Annotated in this window: 17 protein-coding genes and 2 pseudogenes; 5 read left to right on the top strand and 14 right to left on the bottom strand. The window is 68.7% G+C overall.

What is annotated here, in order from left to right; translation table 11 throughout:
• The first annotated feature begins 206 nt into the window (after positions 1-206).
• Together D6270_RS00140 and D6270_RS32405 are read left to right on the top strand one after the other, a co-directional pair.
• A pseudogene (locus tag D6270_RS00140) lies at positions 207-1024 on the top strand (IS5 family transposase).
• Positions 1025-1182: 158 nt separating this feature from the next.
• Positions 1183-1515: a hypothetical protein gene (locus D6270_RS32405; protein WP_158650460.1), complete on the top strand. Its 333-nt coding sequence runs from the start codon at positions 1183-1185 to the stop codon at positions 1513-1515.
• A gap of 114 nt (positions 1516-1629) precedes the next feature.
• On the opposite strand, the gene D6270_RS32400 is transcribed toward D6270_RS32405, so the two are convergent.
• The 3 genes from D6270_RS32400 to D6270_RS00130 form a co-directional block, all read right to left on the bottom strand.
• The gene (locus D6270_RS32400) at positions 1630-1815 is read right to left on the bottom strand and encodes a hypothetical protein (protein ID WP_158650459.1); all 186 of its coding nucleotides are present in this window, start codon (positions 1813-1815) and stop codon (positions 1630-1632) included.
• Between the two features lie 76 nt (positions 1816-1891).
• Positions 1892-2164 carry a hypothetical protein gene (locus D6270_RS00135; protein WP_109167810.1) on the bottom strand — a complete coding sequence of 91 codons (273 nt, stop codon included), beginning with the start codon at positions 2162-2164 and terminating at the stop codon, positions 1892-1894.
• A gap of 506 nt (positions 2165-2670) precedes the next feature.
• Positions 2671-3093 (bottom strand): SgcJ/EcaC family oxidoreductase, encoded by a 423-nt coding sequence (locus D6270_RS00130; RefSeq protein WP_202419544.1) that lies wholly within the window; start codon positions 3091-3093, stop codon positions 2671-2673.
• Between the two features lie 426 nt (positions 3094-3519).
• On the opposite strand from D6270_RS00130, the gene D6270_RS00125 reads away from it, so the two are divergent.
• Positions 3520-3702, top strand: coding sequence for a hypothetical protein (locus tag D6270_RS00125; RefSeq protein ID WP_109167811.1), 183 nt, complete (start codon positions 3520-3522; stop codon positions 3700-3702).
• Between the two features lie 158 nt (positions 3703-3860).
• Here the strand turns inward: D6270_RS00125 and D6270_RS00120 are convergent, their stop codons facing one another.
• From D6270_RS00120 to tpg (D6270_RS00095), 6 genes are all read right to left on the bottom strand, one after another.
• Complete coding sequence (locus D6270_RS00120) at positions 3861-4136, bottom strand: hypothetical protein (protein WP_109167812.1); 276 nt, start codon at positions 4134-4136, stop codon at positions 3861-3863.
• Complete coding sequence (locus D6270_RS00115) at positions 4136-4372, bottom strand: hypothetical protein (protein ID WP_109167813.1); 237 nt, start codon at positions 4370-4372, stop codon at positions 4136-4138. Before D6270_RS00115 ends, D6270_RS00120 begins: the two co-directional genes overlap by 1 nt.
• 285 nt (positions 4373-4657) lie before the next feature.
• Positions 4658-5227 carry a hypothetical protein gene (locus D6270_RS00110; RefSeq protein WP_225976728.1) on the bottom strand — a complete coding sequence of 190 codons (570 nt, stop codon included), beginning with the start codon at positions 5225-5227 and terminating at the stop codon, positions 4658-4660.
• A gap of 195 nt (positions 5228-5422) precedes the next feature.
• Positions 5423-6187: a hypothetical protein gene (locus tag D6270_RS00105; RefSeq protein ID WP_109167815.1), complete on the bottom strand. Its 765-nt coding sequence runs from the start codon at positions 6185-6187 to the stop codon at positions 5423-5425.
• A gap of 260 nt (positions 6188-6447) precedes the next feature.
• The gene (locus D6270_RS00100; protein WP_109167816.1) at positions 6448-7188 is read right to left on the bottom strand and encodes a DUF6193 family natural product biosynthesis protein; all 741 of its coding nucleotides are present in this window, start codon (positions 7186-7188) and stop codon (positions 6448-6450) included.
• A 148-nt stretch (positions 7189-7336) separates the two neighbouring features.
• Positions 7337-7927: a telomere-protecting terminal protein Tpg gene (gene tpg / locus D6270_RS00095; protein WP_109167817.1), complete on the bottom strand. Its 591-nt coding sequence runs from the start codon at positions 7925-7927 to the stop codon at positions 7337-7339.
• A gap of 162 nt (positions 7928-8089) precedes the next feature.
• Here tpg (D6270_RS00095) and D6270_RS00090 point away from each other — a divergent pair, with 162 nt between their 5' ends.
• A complete protein-coding gene (locus tag D6270_RS00090) occupies positions 8090-8389 on the top strand; it encodes a DUF6300 family protein (protein ID WP_109167818.1) in 300 nt (99 codons plus the stop codon).
• A 20-nt stretch (positions 8390-8409) separates the two neighbouring features.
• Here the strand turns inward: D6270_RS00090 and D6270_RS00085 are convergent, their stop codons facing one another.
• The 3 genes from D6270_RS00085 to tap form a co-directional block, all read right to left on the bottom strand.
• Complete coding sequence (locus D6270_RS00085) at positions 8410-9543, bottom strand: UTP14 family protein (RefSeq protein ID WP_225976727.1); 1134 nt, start codon at positions 9541-9543, stop codon at positions 8410-8412.
• Positions 9544-9663: 120 nt separating this feature from the next.
• Entirely contained in the window at positions 9664-10221 is a 558-nt protein-coding gene (gene tpg / locus D6270_RS00080; protein ID WP_109167820.1) for a telomere-protecting terminal protein Tpg, read from the bottom strand.
• Between the two features lie 12 nt (positions 10222-10233).
• The gene (tap, locus tag D6270_RS00075; RefSeq protein ID WP_109167821.1) at positions 10234-12489 is read right to left on the bottom strand and encodes a telomere-associated protein Tap; all 2256 of its coding nucleotides are present in this window, start codon (positions 12487-12489) and stop codon (positions 10234-10236) included.
• Positions 12490-12695: 206 nt separating this feature from the next.
• Between tap and D6270_RS00070 the strand changes: the two genes are divergently transcribed.
• Positions 12696-13661, top strand: a complete 966-nt coding sequence (locus tag D6270_RS00070; RefSeq protein WP_225976726.1) for a hypothetical protein — start codon at positions 12696-12698, stop codon at positions 13659-13661.
• A 106-nt stretch (positions 13662-13767) separates the two neighbouring features.
• Here D6270_RS00070 and D6270_RS33885 read toward each other — a convergent pair.
• Together D6270_RS33885 and D6270_RS00060 are read right to left on the bottom strand one after the other, a co-directional pair.
• Positions 13768-13896, bottom strand: a pseudogene (locus D6270_RS33885) (RHS repeat-associated core domain-containing protein); the annotation flags it as partial.
• A gap of 560 nt (positions 13897-14456) precedes the next feature.
• On the bottom strand, positions 14457-17699 hold the full coding sequence (locus tag D6270_RS00060) for an RHS repeat-associated core domain-containing protein (RefSeq protein WP_391041093.1): 3243 nt from the start codon (positions 17697-17699) through the stop codon (positions 14457-14459).
• Positions 17700-18087: the final 388 nt, after the last annotated feature.

Raw genomic sequence — 18087 nt, 5'->3', positions numbered from 1 at the left:
CGTTCGTGATGTTGTGGATACTCGACCGCGGGTCGCGGACGACGAGTTGTGCGCGTTGATCGAGCCGACGTTGCCGCCGTGGCCGGAGCGGTCACCGGTTACGCCCCACCCGCCAACGTCGACAAGATCGTGTTGCGTGCTCTTAGAGGTCCTAACAGAAGTTGTTGATCATGTGACTGTCGGCCTGGCTGCTCGTTGGTCCGTTCGTGGCGAAGAGGAACTCCCGGCCGTGGATCGTGTCGGACGAACTGTGGTCGCTGGTCGAGCCGTTGCTGCCGGTCCCGGCGCCGAAGCTGGTGGCGGGGCGGCCGCGGGTACCCGACCGGCAGGCTCTGTGCGGGATCCTGTTCGTGCTCCACACCGGGATCCAGTGGGAGTACCTGCCCCAGGAGCTCGGCTTCGGCTCGGGCATGACGTGCTGGCGACGGCTCGCCGCCTGGAACGATGCCGGCGTGTGGGACCGGCTGCACGTGGTCCTGCTCAAGAAGCTGCGCTCGGCGAAGCAGTTGGACTGGTCGCGGGCGGTGATCGACTCCAGCCATGTCCGGGCCGCCCGACGCGGCCCAAAAGCGGACCGAGCCCGGTCGACCGCGCACGGCCGGGCAGCAAGCACCACGTTCTCGTCGATGGACAGGGCATCCCGCTCGCGGTGTCTTTGACCGGCGGAAACCGCAACGACGTCACTCAGCTGATGCCCCTGCTCGCCAAGGTCCCGTCCGTGGCCGGCCTGGTCGGCCGGCCACGGCGGCGACCGGACATGCTGCTGGCCGACCGGGGCTACGACCACGACAAATACCGCCGCCTCGTCTGGGCTCAGGGCATCAGACCGGTCATCGCCCGACGCGGTGTCCCGCACGGCTCCGGCCTCGGCGTCCACCGATGGGTCGTCGAGCGGACCATCGCCTGGCTGCACGGATTCCGGCGTCTCCGTGTCCGATGGGAACGACGCGACGACATCCACGAAGCCTTCCTCGGCCTCGCCACCTGCCTCATCACTCACCGACACGTCCAACGCCTTTGTTAGGACCTCTTAGAGCGTTTCCTACATGGTCAGTTTGAGGAATCGTTTGTAGCAGCCGCAAGCCTCCGGCTCCGGTCTCCTTCCTGCCTCCGGTACTCAGCCCCAACCAGACGCCAGGACGCGTGCCGACTCAGCCCAGCACTACTTCCTCCACCCGGTCGGTGGACGCGAAGACCCGGGAAGGCGTTCCACAGCTTCTTGCCCGCGCCTACGCCGTGGTCCGCGCACTTCCTGAAAAGGAAATCGCCTCGCGCGATTTGGCCGTCACGTTGAACCACAACCCCAACACCATCGGACCTGACCTGTGCGCTCTCTTGAGAGAAGTCGGAGTCGTCCGCCCCAGCCGAGGCAAGATCAAGGCTCGGTACGAAGGAATGAGCGCGCGCCTGCCCGGCTTCACGGAACCCTGTCTCAAGCGCGCCGTCGATGCCTACGTAGAGCGACACATCGCAGAATCCGGTACGGCATCGTCCCCGACCCGAGCCGACCGTTAAGTACCGGTCGAGGCGTGCAGATACCACGATGGCCTGGCTGGGGTTGCCGCCAATAGCAGCCCCGACGGCGGCCGGAGCGGTTCCGTTCCGCTCGATGGAACCCGTCACGGCCTTCTAGCTGATGTAGCCGAGGTTCAGGTGCCCGAGGCCGGACAGGCGCCGTACCTGGGCGACGAATGCCCGCGTGAACAGGCGCTGCGCCGACAGCTCGCCGTATCGGTCGATGTGGTCAAAGAGGACCTGGTGGTCGGCAGCGGCGCGGCGTTTGTCCTCGGAGGCCCCGGGCATTGCGGCGTCCACGGTGGTTGCGACCGTGTGGCGCTGGGCGCCGCGGTCGGGAAAGCGCCGTCCACGGCGTGAGGATCGAAACTGTCCCTCACGCCGTACGGTCCAACCGCTGCGGCGCGGCCGCCGCCGGGGCGATGGCGGCCAGCCCGGCCCGTTCGGCGGCGAGGCGCTGCAAGGCCCGCGCACGCGAGACGTCGCTGGGCCGGACCCGCTGCTGGGCAGCCGCTTTCGCGCGGAGCTCTTCGAGGGCCTGGCGGCCGTCGGCGAAGTGCTCCTCCGGCTCCCGGAGTCTTTCGCGGAGCTGCCGTACGGCGTGGCCTGGATCTTGGGCGGGTGTGCTGCTGTCTGGTCCAGGTGGCACGGTGGGCGGCGATGGCTTCGCGGTAGCCCTCCGGGGCTTCTTGCTGCGCTTCCTGCTTGGGCGCGGTGGCGGGATGCGGTGCGGCAGCGGGCGCGGATGTCCGGGGGTGACGGCGAGGCGAGTACGGCCGGGCCCAGGATCTCCGGGCGCCGGACGGCGCCGGGGCCGACGGTGTCGTTGACCTTGGTGGTGATCTGCTTCTGGTGGAGGGTCAACGGAATTTGAAACCCCACAGGCCTGTAGGGTCTCGTCGCTCGTGGCACAGGCCGTGCTCGCCGACCTGCGGTTCTTCCGCTGTCTCAAGCCAGTGACACAGCTGTCCAGTCTCACGAACGTGGCATTTCCTCGCGCTTCCCGCCAACCGGCGAGAAGCTGTAAGTGTCCTGTCGCAGAGCATCCGTCAAACGACGTGCTTTCGGCCAGAGGAGTCGCCATGTCGCCCGAGCTCGCGGATGGTTCGGATTCTCGAACGACATGGCATTCGCGGAAACCGCCCTCTGCTCGACTCAGCGGACCGGTGTCGTCTGAGACAGGGCGATGAGCCAATCGTCGCCCTGTCGGGTCAAAACGTAGGTCGTGACACCGACGGAAGGCAGCTCGGACGAGCCCTCCGCCTCATGACGTTCGTCATGGACGGTCTTGGTGAGACTGACGATGGCGACGTCGGGGGTGGTGAACCGAATATCGTCGACCTCCAGCGAGGTCCGGATGTCTTTGAGCGGGGAAGAGAGCGCTTCGGCCATGGCCGAAGCGAAGGCAGCACGCCCGAAGAGGCGCCGCCCAGCCAGGTTGACGATCGCCACGTTCGTAGCGTGCATCGCAGGTAGTACGTCCGGATCGATCTGCGCCTCCTGGGACCGCGCGACCAACTCGCGGATCCGCTGCTCGTCAGCATCGCTGGCGGGGAGAGTGGAGTTCATGGTGTCCATGGGGGCAAAACTAGAACCTCGACCTCGATTGAGGTCAACTCCTTTCGCTGACCGCGCTGTTGCCAGGTGACCTCACGGGCGTCCTACACCATGCCGTAGGACACCGCCGCTCAGCCGTTGACGCAATGAGAATCCGCCAACCCGGATGAGAACGAGCGAGAACTCCGCCAGCCTCGATGCAACAGGACAATCCTGGTAGACCCAACGGCGAAATGAGTGCCACCGATGTGCCATCGGGGCTGAGTGTGAGCTGGCGCTCCCACGGCAGCCGGTCAACCGCGTGCCAGTCGGAAGACAGCAGCCGCTTGGTCACCTCGTGACAGCCAACCTGCCCGCAACCAACCCCGTGACCAGGCACCAAGCGCTCTGACCCGCTGGCACCCACCCAATGCCACCAACGCGCACACTCACAACGTCACCCTGCCCGTGCTCGCGGCCTTCGAGGCGCTGAAGGCCGCGTACACGGTCGCCCGGCACGAGGACGGCCCGGACGTCGACGTGTACTTCGAGGGCGCGGCGCAGGCGTGCTCACGTCTGGCTGCTGCACGCCGCGAGCGCGTGCAGCAGCTGGAGCAGGGCCGGGCGAGGCGCGCGGCCGCTACACGGTGAGGCCGGCCTTGCTGCACGAGCAGCACCCGTACGCGGCCTGAGGCCGCCCTCTGTATGTCATCGCTCTCCAGCACCTCAAGGACACCGTGCAGCAACACGTGCTGCACGGTGTCAGAGCACGAGCAGCACCAGGAGCAGCGCGCGGCTCTGGGCGGGTGCTACACCTCGAGGAAGGCGACGACCACGACGGTCTTGAGCGCGGTGACCCAGTACACGAGCCGAACGCGTTCGACGTCGTCGACGTATTGGCGCAGCCGTGGTCCGGTGCTGTCGCCGGGGAGGAGTTCGCCAGCGTCGGGGTCGACGGAGACGACGACCAGGGCGCGGTCCAGGGCGTGGAGCTCGGCTTCGCTGGTGATGGAGTCCAGCTGCTTGGCGGCGGAGTCGGAGAACGTGATCCGGGCGCGGCGGCGGGGGCTGTGCGGTGCGGGCATCAGGCGACGGCCGGGCGCTGAGCAGTGAGCCGGGCGAGGTGTGTCTCGCGCAGCTCTTCCCACGGGGTGCACTGCTCGGGGTCGGGCAGGCCGTTGGTGGCGATGTCCTCCAGGACGGCGGCGAGCTGGTCGGCGCTCTCGCGGGTACGGGCCGCGTACGCGCGCAGTCCGTCAGCCGTGTCGGGCTCCAGCTGCTGACGGACGGTGTTGTCGGCGGGGGCCGGCTGGTTGCTCATCGAGGGCCTCCAGGGCGCGAACGGGCGTGTGCCACCACGGTATCGCCGGGCAGCCGGGCCCGGGAGCACTCCGCAGGAACCCGGCCCGCAACCACGCTTCGTGCTTCTCGCATGCGCGGGTGAGGCCAAATCTTGAGCGTCACGCTCCACCCCGAAGGCGGCCTCTGAGCGCCCTACGACCCCAAGAAACGGACAAACGGGAGCAGAAATGGGGCGGCGTGACACCCGGCGTGACACGTTTTCTGGTGAGCTAGACACGAGTGTCACGCTCACTCCTTGTCACCGTCACACCGGTTCTGGGCTTGCGGATGGTCGGCCGGTGGTGGGGCCGGCCTGCGCTTCCCAGGCCGTACGCCAGGTCCTCAGCTCGTCCTCGGTGTAGCGAACGGTCTGCCCGTCCAGTACGCCCTCGGGCACCGGGATGAAACGCTCTCGGGAGCGTTTCAGGTAGGTGCGCATCGTCGCCGCCTTCCACGGCAAGATTCCCTTCTGCCACGCCTCCTCCAGGGAGTACCGGACCGGCGCGGGGTGGCCGAAGGCGTCGTCCGCCGACAGCGGCTGGCGGATCACAGGCGCCGCGTCGGCGGCCTGCTGCGGCAGGGCCGGGCGGCCGGGCGGAACGACGGGTCCTGGTCCGCACACGTGAGGGCGCTCCTGTTCGAGCAGCGGTTCCATTCCGGCCAGGATGCGGCGCAGGGGCGGGCCCGGGGCGCCGGCTGCGAGAGCCTGCGCCGCGAGTTCGGCCACGGCGGAACCGGCGGTACGCAGGCTCGCCACCCTGCGGTTGCGCACCTCCACCGCGGCGGTGAGTTCCTTGAGCAGCTGTGTCCAGTCCATGTCCGGCACAACGCTCATGCCGTGGCGAGGTGACGGCCGGTGATGATCCGTGGGCTTTACCCCCCAGACCCCCAGGTCTTCCCCGAAACTGCCTCCACCTGCGAAATCGCCCTGCCACCCCCCAGAGGTTCCGGGCTATTCGGGCATTTCTGGCCCCAATCCCCCAGGTCTTCCCCCAGAGACTTCGGGAACTGGGGGATTGCAGAGAGTGAGTCAGTGAGCCCGGGGGCGGGCGCGGGTGAGAAGCGCGGCGAGGGCTGCGGTGGCTTCGGGTTCGACGGTGGCGAGCCGGGCGGCGAACGCCAGCTGGTCGACACCGGCGTCGGGGTCCAGGGGGGCGAGTTCGGCGAGCAGCGCGGCGTGGGCGAGGACCAGTGGGGTGAGAAGGCCGGCGGCGGCTTCGCGGGCGGCCGGGTCGCGGTAGTGCCCGCGGTGTACGGCCAGGGCGCGGGCGAGCCAGGCGTCGACGTCGGCCTGGATGTAGCCGCCGGCGCGGCGGGTGAGCTCGTCGCGTACGGCTTCGTCGCCCTCTCGGGGCTCGGCCTGGTCCAGGGTGCCGAGCTCGCGCAGCGCCTGGAGCTCGTCGGCGCGGGCCGCGATCCGCATCGCTTCGCGCAGCTCGGCTTCGCGGGCGGCCGCGGCGTCGGCGGCGAGCTCGGCCCGTACGACGTCGTCGGTGTCCGGGTCGTAGACCGTGCCCGGGAGTGCGTCGGCGAGCAGTTGGGCGATGCGTTCCCACTCGCCGAGTTCCGCCGGGCCGCGCTCGTCACCGGCGAGGTCCTCGAACCTCGAGTTCTGCCGGGCGTCGAACCGGGCGACGTCCAGGGCGGCCGCAACGGCATCGGCGGTCATGCCCCGGGCGCGGCGCCGTACCCAGCGCCGTCCCGTACGAGCCGGGTCGGCCGGCTCGCGCGGCACCGCGACATACGGGGCGGTCGCACGGCGGCCGGTGCGCCGGGGCGGCAGGGGCGTGGTCATCGTTGGCCTCGCATTTCACAGGGAATAGGGACGGGCCGCCGTCAGAGCGCTGAACGGCGGCCCGCTGAAATGAGCCGAAGCTCGGGAGCTGTCACCAGCAGGACCGGCTGAAGTGGTGAATGGGGACGGTCGAATCAGCCTGGTTGTCACCAACGACGCATTCGGCTTGTCACAAGTGCTTGTTCGGCAGCCTTTCTGTCACCAGTGCCGGGGCGATGCGGGCGGTGGTTGCACCCACACGGCTCCTCTGTCGGGCAGGGTCATCCGCCAAGCGTGACCGGGCCGAGGCCGGACGGCATGTGGTGCACGGCCACCGCCACGGCCTCGTGCGCTGTGGCGAACAGGCCAAGGTCGGAGGTGATGAACCCTGTCCCCACCCCGTACATGCCGTCGCTGCCCGCGGTCAGGCACGGTCCGACGACGGTCAGGCGCGGGCGGGTGGTGGTCGAGAAGCGCAACGCCCAGTGGCTCGTGAACGGGTAGAGGGCACGAAGCGCCGGCTCGGCGTGCGCCGCCTCGATCAGGGCTTGGTACGTTTTCTGCCAGACGTAGTCCAGCCCGCTCGCCTCCACGCGCATGCTCTGCCACTCGGATTCCACCAGCCGCGCGGAATCGAGGTCGGGGACCTCGAACCGGCCAGTCAGGTGCACGAAGGGCGCCGCCTGGCGAATGCCGTTCAGCGCCTCACCGTCGCGCCAGGCCCGGGCGGCCCTGGCGACCTCCGCCAGGTCGTCCGTCCTGCCATCGATGAGGGACAGGCTCTGGAACGGTTCCGTGCCGCGGATCGACCACCGCCGCTCGTGCGACCAAGCGCTGATCTGCAGCGGATCGCGGTGCGGCAGCATGCTTGTGACGGCCGCATGAAGCAGCGGATCAGAGTCCGAGGATGTGACGGGAACCCTGGCGAGGCGGCCTTCCGCCTCGGCCTGGAGCGCTGCGGCGAGGCTGCCGCAGGCTGCGATATCGGGGTACAGGGCAGCGGGATCAGGAGGGGTGGGCACGGCTCCTGATTGTGCCCGAGCCGCTGATTCCCGTGATGGGCAGCCCCAACGACCTGCAGCCTCACCGGTGACAACAAGCCTGCCTGTGTGACGACTACCGCGCTTCGGCTCATGAAAACGGTTATAGCAGTCCTGGAATTGTGTGGTGTCAGAACTCGAAATCTATCGACTGGACGTGGGTGAAATCCGCGCGCAGCCCTTGGGCGCGGGTGCCCCATTCCGTGAAATAGGACTCGGTGACCGCCTGGGCGACGACCGGATGCAGCTCCTCCTCCGTCGCACCGGACTCCTGGAGCTGGAGGATCTGCTGTACGTAGGTGGGCGAGATCGCGGTGGTGATGTGCCGTTCGCGGCCGTTGTCGGAGGACCCGGTGGCGGCGAACCCGAAGTACGCGACCACATGCACCATCATCCCGCCGGAGGTGGCAGCCTGCTCCCTCGCTTGTGCTCTGACCTGCGGTTGCCATTCGGACTCGGTCTCTTCGACCAGGGCGGCCTGGAGCCGCTTCTGCGGGGTCGTCAGAGTCCCGGACCGGTAGCGCTCCACCGTGCGGCGCGAGACGCCCAGACGCTCCGCTAAGGTCTTCGTGGACCCCTTCGCCCGCGTGAGGAGGAATTTCACCTGAGCCTTCGCGGATTTCGGCGCGGGCCGGGTGAAGACCTTCCGCTCCGCCCGCACGAGGGCTTCCAGGACCTTGCCGCGGCCCGGGGCCGGCTGCTGCTGCTCGTGATCGCTCATACCTCCAGGGACCACGGATCGCCTGTGGACAGAGGAACCGACAGTGGACGCACCTGGCAGTCGATCACGGGACGGGCCGGAATCGGTCCTGGTCGTGGGGGTTGACGCGACGGGTGACCAGGTCTTGGGTAGGGGGTCACGTTATGAGCAAGGGAGCACCCTATGGCCCGAGTTGTGACCTCTGACCGGCTGCCGCAGTGTTCGCGGTGTCGCGGCGACCTGCTCACCAGCATCGTGATGCCGCAGAACGACGAGCACGGACGGCCGATCCACCTGGAGCTGTGCCCTGCGTGCGACGCGGACCGGCCGGCCGCCGGGGCCCTGATCCGCTACTTCGCGGACGGGCGTGGCCGCGACGCCACCCGGGCCAAGGAGGGAGCCCTGCTGGTGATGGAGTGGACGAAGGAGGGCATGGCCGCCCACGGCTGGTTCTTCGAGGAGAAGCCGACCAGCGGCGACTGACCTGCACGAAGCGGGCGTTGTCAGCCGCCGAGCCGTGACGCGATGAGCCGGTTGGTGAGCTCGACCGTTCCGAGGTACCACCAGAAGATCCAGTCCAGGAACGCTTCGTCGTAGTCGCCGCGCTGGTCTGCTCTCCGGTGACGCAGGTCGTAGCGGTTGGCGATCTCGAAGAGGGCCCCCTCGTCCTTACCGAGCTCGTCCTTGAGGAGGGCCCGGCGTTCCTCAAGGATGCCCGCGAGGGTCACGATCGCCGATCGCTTGCCCTCCGCGGCCGCGCCACGGGCGCGGAAGAGGGCGACGGCGTGACGGACCCGGGCCGTGATGTCCGGGGCGCTGCCGGTCAGGGCATGGTGCACCAGCGCGCTGCGGGCGTCGTCGGTGATGGCGACCAGGCGTCCGAGGTCCTCTCCTTCGGCAGCCAGCTCGTACTCGATGCCCCCCTCGCGGAGCAGCTCGTTGACCTTGCTGCGGTAGAGGAGGCGGGCGGGCCCGTTGTGGAACTCCGAGTGGTGCCAGCCGCACCCGGCGTAGGAGTGGAAACGGCGGGTGCGGGGGCGGCTGACGAGGTCGTGGAAGACCTCGATCAACCCGAAGAAGGTGTCCTCGTCCCATGTGGCCGGGGTCAGGGGCCACAGGTCGGGAATGCCCAGGCGGCGCTCGATCACCCGCGAGGCGTCCGCGTCCGACAGCGCGGTGGGGTCGTCCACGCAGTCCTCGCCGAAAGCCTCCACCAGGTAGCCGCTGTCGGCAAAGTCGCTGACGATCCGCTCGAAGTCACGGCGGGAGTCCCGTGGGGTACTGCCGTCATGCGAGAGGCCGCGCCCTTGCCGCTGCGGCCAGTACGGCCGCGGCTCGACGGCACGGCGCAGCTCCGAGGCTCGACCGACCAGCTCGGTGAGCCAGTCCCGCTTGTCCCTCCCCTGCCGCTCCCCCCAGCCAGGGGTAGTGCTGCCCCACGGGTCGTCCGACGGTGCGGGGCGGTTGGGCAGCTCCTCGAAATCGGCCACCACCGTCGTACCGGCGAAGGCCTCCGTGAGGAGCCAGACCGCCTGGTCCTCCCACCATCTGCTCGTGACCCGCAGGACCCGCTCACCCTCGGACGCGAACAGCGGCGCCGGCCAGCGGAGCTCATAGTTGCTCAGATCCAGACTCACCGGCCCATCATCGCCCACCCCGGCAAGCATCAACTGGCCAACGGGGCAGCCCGATGCCCGACCGAGCCCTCGGACCAGTAGCGGTCCGAGGGCTCACGGGCTGTCCGGATGGCGTCCCGCCTACAGGTCGAACTCGAGGTGTTCGATGTCGGTGAAGCGGACTTCGTCCAGGGAGCCGGCGCGGCGGCCGCCGTCCTGGAAGTAGACCTCCTTGAGGGCTTCGGCGGCGATCTCCTGGAGGCGTGCGTCGGACGCGCCCTGCTCCTGGGCCTCGAAGAGGCGGGCGGCGTGGACCGGGGGGAGGGCGACGGTGAGGTGGCGGATGCGGTCCTGGTCGGTGGAGCCGATCGGGGCGGTGTAGCCGAGGCGGGCGCGGGTGTCGATGATGATGCCGTCCGTGGACGCGGCCTTGGCCTTGGCCTTGGCCCGGATCTGCGGCTGCCATCGCTGCTTCACCTCGCGGTCCAGGCGTCCGGCGAGGTCGGGGCGGGGCTTCTTGATCTGGTCCTTCACGTACCGCTCCACGGTGCGCTGGGAGACTCGGAGCATCTGCGCGACCGCCTTCGTGCCGCCGAGCTGCTTCACCAGGTACCGCATCTGCGCGCCCGCGCTCTTCGGCGCGGGGCGGGTGAACGCCTTCTGCACCGCCTTGTTCAGGCCGTCCCCGATCAGGCTCATGCCGGTCTTCTCCTACTCTCCGTTGTCGGCGTCGGTGACGGTGCCGTCCTTGATGGACCGGGAGAGGTTGAGGTCCGGGGCGTTGAACTTCTCGCGGACTTCCTCGCCCCACAGGACGGTCTGGGTGCCTTCGTGCTTGACCAGGCCGGGGTTGACGCCGAGCTTGAACCCGCCGGGGAGCGGCTTGCCGTCCCGGTAGGGCAGGACGTCCAGCGGTGAGGGGCCGTTGGCGGCGTAGACGACGCAGTCGGACAGGACCGCGATCGGGTACTGCCTGGTGAACGCGGCGTGCTTGACGATCTTGCGGTGCAGGTTGATGCGGGTGCGGGAGATGACCGCGGCGCGGATGTCGGGCCGCCACGTCGGGCGTTCCAGGGCCCGCCAGCGCTCGCCCGGCCGCCAGCCCTCCCCGCGGGGTCGCTCGCGGAGCTTGCCGATACCGCCCTTGACGGTCGCCTTGATCGCCGTGATGACGATGCCCAGCTCCGGGTCGCGGTCCTTGTAGCCGTCCATCGCCGTGAGGAAGTCCTCGGGCGAGAGGTCGGTGGTGACGCCGAGGTCAGCCATGGTGGCGAGGTAGGCGTCACGCAGCCGGGTGTACCAGCCGTCCAGGTAGCGGCCGTTGTCGTACCGGACATACGCCTCGGTCGGCCGGACGTCGTACCCGAGCTCCTGGGCGTACGCCACGGTCGGTGTCGCGTACCAGGCCGGGCCGGTGGGCCGGTCGCCCTTGGGCGTGAACGGGGAGGGCAGCAGGCTGCCCTCCAGGTCCACCCACTCCTTGCTGACCTTCACCTGGGACAGGTCGACGTGGGAGAGGTCGACCAGCCACGAGCCGGGCAGCTTCGGGTCGAACACCGGGTTCATGACGTGAGTCGGTTCGCCGAGGCCGACGGTCAGCCCGTTCGCCCCGGCGCCGAAGGCCATGTTCACGTCCAGGCCGACGAGGAAGCGCAGGGTGCACTCCGCGTCGGTCATCGGCCGCGCCCAGTCGTACGCCTCCTCGAACAGCTTCTCGGAGGGGCCGCGGACGTGGAAGCGGGGCAGGTCCAGGGCGTTGAGGACCGGGTGTCCGTCGGGGGCCTCGGGCGGTGCGCAGTCCACCGGGTCGCTGCCGAGCGAGCCGGGAGTCTTGGTGTCGGCCTGCCGCAGGGCGCCGGTCTCCTCGTCCCGTACGGCGTGGGTCGGCGGGTGCAGCACGGTCATCAGCTCCAGGCCGGTCACGGCGGTGGAGCCGCGCGGCGTCATCACCCGCGTCGCGAAGGTGCCCAGGACGCGGGCGAGCTCCGCCGGGGAAAGCTGCGCGGCGTCACCCCAGAAGCGGGGGTCCAACGCGTTCCACGACGGGATGCACAGCTGGACGCACTGGCGCTCCGAGCCCTTGGCCGGGCGGTAGATCCTCGCCCACGGCCCGAAGCCCCTCTTCGTCAACTTCCAGTCGGCCCGGGTCAGCTGCTTGATGACCTTGTGGCCCTCCGGGATCCGCCCGGCGTCCCTCTCCTCCGCCGTGAGCGTGACGGGGAGGCCGTAGCGCTCCAGCGCGGCCTCGGTGAGCACGAGCAGCGGGTCTGCGGGCCGTCCCGGGCCGGACAGCTTCGGCTGCCCGAGCTTCGCCTCCGCCAGGGTCCACTCCACCAGGGAGGGCAGCGACTTGGCGGGGACGTCCAGGACCAGGCCGCCGACACAGTACGCCAGCACCTTCCCGTCCTCGACGTCGACGACCGCCAGCGGACCGTTCTCGAAGCGCGGATCCGTACCGCGCGCGGGGGTGTTGGCCGCGGCCGCATTCCGTACGCCGGGGCGGCGCGACGTCGACGGCCCGGTGGTGCGCGCCGGGCGCGGCACAGCAGCCGGAGCAGCGGCGACGGGAGCAGGGGGCTGTGTGTTCTCGGTTTCAGCCATGTCCGCAGCCTCGGGCGCCGGACCTGTGGACAGCAGCGGCGCTTCCGACGGACCGGGTGCTTGGGTGAATGTGGCCGGCACCGGGGCATCCGGAACGGGCCCGCCCTCAGCGGCCGGGGCCGGGGTGACGGGGTAGAGCTCCGCAAGCTTGTCCAGCAGCCGGGCGTACGCGTCACGCTCCGGGGGGCGGGGCTCGGTCTTCCCGGACTCCCAGCCGGACACCGTGGCCCGGCGGACCTTCAGCGCGCCGGCGACCTCGTCGATCGTCAGGCCGTGCGCGGAGCGCAGCCGTTTGCGTTCGGCTGGGGGTGGCAGGGTGGCGCGGGACGCGACCAGCGCGTCGACCGCGTCGAACAACTCGGACATGGAACACCTCCTGACCGGCACCCTACCCCACGGAACGCACGAAGTGCGACTATTTACCGTACGAATACCGTACGAATCGCGTACGGATGCCTTGCGGGGCGGGGTGGCATGGTCCCGGCCAGGGGAAGGGCTGGAAATCGGCGCGTCACACGGAGTGCTTATGGGGAGATACGGCCGGTTGCAGCTCTGAGTGACCAGGGGGTTACGTGAAGTGGAAAGACGCGTTCGACCGCGCGATGGAGGAACTGAAGGCGATACGGGCCCTGCTGGCACCGGTCGGCCGTCTCGATGACCCCACGGTCGGGCTGACCGCCCTGCACGGAGAGCTCACCCAGACCCGCCTGAAGATCCTGGAGACGATCCAGGGAGGCATCACCGGGCTGCGCGAGGAGAACCGTGAGGTACGGCGCCGCCAGGACCGGATGATCAGCGACCTCAACGAGACCCGCGGCGAGCTCCGTCAGCTCCTCGAACTGGCCGACACACTCCGCCCCCTCGCGGCGCTCCAGGCGGCGGCCGAGGAGCGCGGCGACGTCACCGGCCCCTACCCGCCCACCGAGCCGGCGCCCGACCCGGATCCGGCCACCGGCCCGACCGCGCCCACGGCGGCGCAGCCGCCCGCCTCACCCGACACCGACTCCCAGGGGGGAACCATGGAGTACCACGAGCACCAGGCGCAGCCCGAGCACGGAGACCGGGACGACGTGCTCAAGCAGCGGATCGAGGCCGCCTACCAGGGCGACAACGCGCCCACCACCCCGCCGCCTGCCACCTCGCCTTCGCCCTCCGGCCAGCAGGTGGACCCACGGGTCCACCACGGTGTCCTCCTGCTCAAGGCCGCTGGGGTGGCCTCCGTGGACCTCGTCGCGCACCGCGACACCTGGGAGTGGCTCACCGCCCTGGCCGTCGACCACGACCACTTCCGCACCCCGCCCTCGGTCGAGGACGTCAAGGAAGGCCGCGTCCAGACCGTCCTGTCCGGCCGCTCCCTCATCGCCCTGCTCATCAAGCTGTGGGACACCCGCCACACCACCACCCCGCTCGAAGCGGACTGGGCCCTGGCCACCACCGCCTACAACCGGATCGCCACCGACCTCACCGGCGTCGACGGACAAGGCCAGACGATCCGCATCGTCCTGGACGACGGACTCCCCACCGAGAGCGGCGACTGACACCTCGCGCCACGGTCGGCGCCGTTCGTACCGGCTGGGACGGACAGCGGTGCGCCGTGGAACAGCAGGAGGCCCGCACCGCGATCGGGTGAGAGCCTCCTGCTGTTCAGAGTGCGTTGATGAAGCCACAGCCGTGGCCGGAGGGGTCGGGAGAAGTGAAGCGGCCGATGTTGGGGTCGTAGTAGCGGGCGGCGAAGTGGTAGGGCTGGGGGATCTTTTTGGGGGTGGTGGCGCGCTACACGTCGCGAGGGTTCACCCGGCAGAAACCACTGGACCCTCTCGGTCCGACCTGTCGATTAGGTCGGACAGAGAGGGGTGGATAAAATAATGCGCTCTTACCCGAAAACTACTTCCGGTAACGGAGCCACGCGATGAGGGGAACCACGAGGACGACGAAGAGAATCACGAAGATGATGCCGGACTCGGGAGACTCCAGGGGCATCTGGGCGGTGATCTTCAGCGCCGGGCTTTCCTCCTGCTCATGTACGCAAGGGCCGATGAAAGGCATCCTGACACCAGGAGCAGCAGACCGCAGCCACGTGCGACCGATCTCACCTGCGAGCGATCACTTGAAAACGCTGTCGGAGCTCACCTGGCTCGAAGGCCAAATCCATTCGTCAGGATGAAGACGCCGGCGATGACGCTAGCCGCGCCGTCCGGCAAGGACTCCTGCCAGTCCGCAACAAGCGGCGACGACGAGAACTATCGCAAGCCAAGTCGGCCCGGCGATCATCGCGATGACCGCTCCGATCGCCATCAGGAGAGTTCCCCCGGCGGCCATGATCTGTCCAGCTTTCACGCACATGTCTCCATTCCCGAGGCGGCACTGCCAGCGCCTGCCAGCAGCGTTCCGGTGGCGATCAGGGTCGTCCCTCCGCTTGCAGGAGCCGCGAGAACCGTTCCGGCGGCAGCAAGACCGCCACCCACAGCGCCCAGGCCCGAAGCCAGGCAACCCCAGTTGATATCAAGATCGATACCGAAGAGGAGGCCGGTGGGGTCGATCTCATTGACGGGGTCGCCCGCGGCGTAGAGGTAGGGGTTCTTCTCTTGGCCGGAGGGGTCGGGGGTGGTGAAGCGGCCGATGTTGGGGTCGTAGTAACGGGCGGCGAAGTGGTAGAGCCCGGTGGGGTCCTGGTGGCCGCCGGCGAAGCGGTAGGGCTGGGGGGCCTGTTCGCTCGTGGCGGCTCGCTGGACGCCGCGCGGGCTGTAGGAGTACGTGTTGACCTTCGTGCCCGACTCGTCGGCCAGGGCCACGACACTGCCGAGCGCGTCGGTCAGGTAGTAGTGGTTCTTGCCCCCGCGGGTCATGGAATTCAGCGTGCCCCCGGGTTCACGGTTGAATCCGGTGTCGACTCCGGCCGTCGAGGTGGCGGAGAGGCCCAGCGGGCCGTTGTGGAAGAACGTGTCGCCGAGCTTGATGCGCTCGGACTGGTCGGTGGAGCCGTACTGGCCCGTGTACGTCTTGCCGCCGGTAGTGATCGACGTCATCTGCGAGTGGTCCGACCACTTGATACCGGTGCGCGTGGTCTCCGGGGTGGAGGCGGCGGCGGTCTCGTTGCCGATCTGGTCGTAGGACCAGTTGGTGGTGGAGCCGTTCTTCGCGGTGATCTGCTGGGCGTCGTTGACGGTGTAGGTGGTGCCACGCGGGCAGCCCTTGTCGGTGCCCTGCGAGGTGAGGTTGCCGCCCAGGTCGTAGCAGTACTGCCACGAGGAGTTGAGCGTGGAGCCCTTGTTCTCCGCCGCGTAGGCGAAGCGGCCGGCACTGTCGTACTCGTAGCTCGTCTTCGTCCCGGCGACCGCGTCGGTGGTGGTGCGGATCTTGGTGCCGTCGGTCGCGCCACCTGTTCCGTAGCCGTAGGTGTAGGCGAGGTCGACCAGGGTGCCCTTCGGACTGGTGGCCTTGATCTTCTCCGGGCGGCCGGACTTGTCCGGGGTGACCGTGTGCACGGTGTTGCCGGGGTAGGTAGTGACCGTACGGACGTCGTTCTTGTTGTACTCGTACTTGGTGATCTTGCCCTTGGGGTCCTTAAGCTCGGTGAGCTTGTTGACCTTGTTCCAGGTGTAGTCGGTCAGGCCGGAGGGATCCTGGTAGGTGTCGACGTTGCCCGCCGAGGTGTAGGTCAGGACCGTCTGCGAGCCGTTCTGGAGGGTGCGGACCGTCTCGCGGGAGAGCGGGTCGAAGGCGTACTTGATGACGCCGGTGCCGTCGGAGCGCTGGGTGAGGTTGCCGTCGCTGTCGTACTCGTAGGTGACGGCCTGGTAGTTGGAGGAGTCGACCTTCTTGACCCGGTCGCGGTGGTCGTAGGTGTAGGTGATGGTGATGCCGCGGCCGTCCTTGGCGGAGGCGACTCGGCCGAGGTCGTCGTAGGTGTAGGTGGTGGTGCCCAGCGGGGCCGGGGCCTTGGCCGTCTTCAGATTGCCCTTGGCGTCGTAGGTGAAGGTGGCGGCGACCGACTTCGACGCGGTCAGTTTCGTGGTGACCTTGCAGACCTGGCCCTCGAAGCCGCCGCAGGTCGGTGTGGCGGGGTTGTAGTCGAAGGACTGGTTGCCCCCGCCCGTGCCCTCGACGGCGACGGACTTGGTGTTGCCCGCCGTGTCGTAGGTGTAGTCGGTCTTCTCGCCGTCCGCTGTCGTCGACCGACCCGGCAGGTCCGCGCCCGCGATGGTCTGGTAGCCCGTCACGGTGGCGGTCGCTCCGGTGGGGAGGGTGGAGCCGGTGGGGTTGTTGCGGGAGTCCCACCCATAGGTCGTGACGTTGCCGGGGGTGCTGCCCACGCCCAGGGCGTCGGTCGCGGTGTCGATGTTGTGGTTCGCGTCGAAGGTCTGCGACCGGCTCTGCTGCAGCGCGTCGGTGACCTTGGTGACCTGGCCGTCCGCGTCGTGCTCGTACTTCGTCGCGTGGGTCTCGGGGTTGGTAACCGTCGTCGTACCGGCGTCGCTGTGCGAGCTGGCGGAGTAGGCGTAGGTCCAGGTCGGGCCGGTGTGGCCGGAGCCGTTCAGCTCGGTGGCCCGGAGCATCGAGGTGACCCGGTTCTCACCGTCGTAGGTGAAGACCGTCACCCGCCCCTTCGGCGTGGTGATCTTCGTGACACGGTTCGAGGAGTCGTAACCGAAGAGCGTGGACTTGCCCTCGGTGTCCGTCGTCTTCACCAGGCGGCCGTCCCCCTCCAGGTCGAAGACAGCCGTGCGGCCGGTGTGGTCCTTGGCCTGCCACTGGTTCGGATACGTTCTGACCAGGTCCACCCACCTGCCCGAACGTGTCTCGGTCAGCTTGAAGCCCTGTTCGTAACCGTGCTGGGTGACCGTGATGGCCCCCTTGTTGCGGTCGGTGACCTTCGTCAGCGTGCCGTTGGCGTCGTAGGTGTCCTTGGAGCCGGACTTGCGGTCGGTCAGCGTGTACGTGCCGTCCGCGTTCTTCTTCAGGTCCTTGGAGTAGCCCTTCGGCGTGGTGAAGGTGCCGTTCGCGTTCTTCGTGAAGGACGCCGCGTCCCCAGTGGCACCGAAGAGCACCACTTCGTTCGCGTACAGGTCGAGGTAGCGTTCGTACTCCTGCCACCACCGCTCCGCCGTTGCGCCCAAGGGGGCGTCCAGCGAGTTGTAGGTGCGGGCCAGCCGCAGCTTTTGGCCCACGCCCGCGACATCGAAGTCGGTTGCGGCGAGCATCAGGTTGCCGTTCGACAGGTCGATCCTCGCCACCAGCGAGTCCGTGACGCGGACGTCGGAGATCTGGTGCCAGGGCACCGCCCCCTGACCTCGTGGCACCCAGCTGCGCACACCGGCCGACGAACGCGCCTGGGACGACGAGGTGTTGTCACCTGCCGTGGCCCGCTCCTTCTGCGCGGCCTGCCAGGCGGCCTCCGCCGCCGACGGAGCGGACGCCGCCTTGTTGGCCGGCGGCCTGTTGGTGCCGACCTTGACCGGCGGTATGGACTCCGGATCCGCCTTCTTGCCCCACACCGACACCGCAGCCGGAGCCGGGGCCGGATCCTCGCCCGGCGCGGCCAGCGCCGGCAGCGCGGAAGCGCCCAGCGCGGCCACCACCAAGGCCGCCGTCAGAGCACCTCTGCGAGATGTGCGAGATGTACGGGCACGCCGAAACGGCGTGCCGGAAGCACGCGAAACCATGCGATCCCCCCACGGGATATGTAGACGCGGTGACCTCCCCGGGCCACCGGAAGCCCACACGCTGCCACGAGCCCTTCACGTGACACGAACGGTTTCTCCGCCGGAAAGACGTAAACGTGCCAGAACAGGCCGTCTTTACTGTCCGTTTACTCCCGGAACGACGTCCAGGGAACCATGTATTTCCTTATGGCAACTGTTTCGATGCCAACGAATCGGGGCTGGATATCGACCACATCTGCTTCGGTCCCGGTCCACTGCTCCAGGACGGAGGAGATGCTGCTGGATCAGCCAGAAGGGCAAC

Origin of the sequence: Streptomyces griseus subsp. griseus (assembly GCF_003610995.1) — a bacterium.
In the GTDB taxonomy this organism is placed as follows: domain Bacteria; phylum Actinomycetota; class Actinomycetes; order Streptomycetales; family Streptomycetaceae; genus Streptomyces.
Note: the sequence above shows the minus strand (reverse complement) of the source record. Positions and strands in the feature narration are given on the sequence as shown.

Bases quoted from the DNA above. Each gene is read 5' to 3' on its own strand.
- D6270_RS00115 (WP_109167813.1), bottom strand. From the start codon at position 4,372: ATGAGCAACCAGCCGGCCCCCGCCGACAACACCGTCCGTCAGCAGCTG.
- D6270_RS00120 (WP_109167812.1), bottom strand. From the start codon at position 4,136: ATGCCCGCACCGCACAGCCCCCGCCGCCGCGCCCGGATCACGTTCTCC.
- D6270_RS00110 (WP_225976728.1), bottom strand. From the start codon at position 5,227: ATGAGCGTTGTGCCGGACATGGACTGGACACAGCTGCTCAAGGAACTC.
- D6270_RS00130 (WP_202419544.1), bottom strand. From the start codon at position 3,093: ATGGACACCATGAACTCCACTCTCCCCGCCAGCGATGCTGACGAGCAG.
- D6270_RS00090 (WP_109167818.1), top strand. From the start codon at position 8,090: ATGGCCCGAGTTGTGACCTCTGACCGGCTGCCGCAGTGTTCGCGGTGT.
- tpg (WP_109167817.1), bottom strand. From the start codon at position 7,927: ATGAGCGATCACGAGCAGCAGCAGCCGGCCCCGGGCCGCGGCAAGGTC.
- D6270_RS00105 (WP_109167815.1), bottom strand. From the start codon at position 6,187: ATGACCACGCCCCTGCCGCCCCGGCGCACCGGCCGCCGTGCGACCGCC.
- tpg (WP_109167820.1), bottom strand. From the start codon at position 10,221: ATGAGCCTGATCGGGGACGGCCTGAACAAGGCGGTGCAGAAGGCGTTC.
- tap (WP_109167821.1), bottom strand. From the start codon at position 12,489: ATGTCCGAGTTGTTCGACGCGGTCGACGCGCTGGTCGCGTCCCGCGCC.